The 545-nt window shown below is 51.7% G+C and carries 1 rRNA gene; it reads left to right on the top strand.

The features are described from left to right. Positions 1-230: 230 nt before the first annotated feature. A 23S ribosomal RNA gene (locus L284_RS26840) occupies positions 231-545 on the top strand; the annotation flags it as partial.

Raw genomic sequence — 545 nt, 5'->3', positions numbered from 1 at the left:
TCGGTTAGCGGGATTTGCCCGCAGATCTTTGACATTGTGAATGGGTTTTTTAATCGATGCCGTGGCGCGTCGTATTTGCCGGACGGGCACCTGACGTAGGTGTTTGGGAAGGCAGATACATACGACGTGTCATTATATATCTGGCTGAGATAAATCGTCCGCACCTAAGCGTCTTTAGTGGCGTTCATGGGCAGTCTCTATGCAGGGCTGTCATTGATGGTGTGGATTCTCAAGCGTGAGGTAAGAGCATTTGGTGGATGCCTTGGCATGTACAGGCGAAGAAGGACGTGGCACGCTGCGATAAGCGTCGGGGAGCTGTGAGCAAGCTTTGATCCGACGATTTCCGAATGGGGAAACCCACCTTCACCATTTCTCTCAGAGCATGGTTCGCCATGAGTTGAGTGAGGTGGATAAGGTATCACCGAGTTGAATACATAGACTTGGTGAAGCGAACCCGGGGAACTGAAACATCTAAGTACCCGGAGGAAAAGACATCAACCGAGATTCCGTTAGTAGTGGCGAGCGAACGCGGACCAGGCCAGTGC

The organism is Novosphingobium lindaniclasticum LE124 (assembly GCF_000445125.1).
Lineage (GTDB): Bacteria > Pseudomonadota > Alphaproteobacteria > Sphingomonadales > Sphingomonadaceae > Novosphingobium > Novosphingobium lindaniclasticum.
The sequence above is the reverse complement of the archived record's forward strand: the minus strand, read 5'-3'. Positions and strand labels throughout refer to the sequence as shown.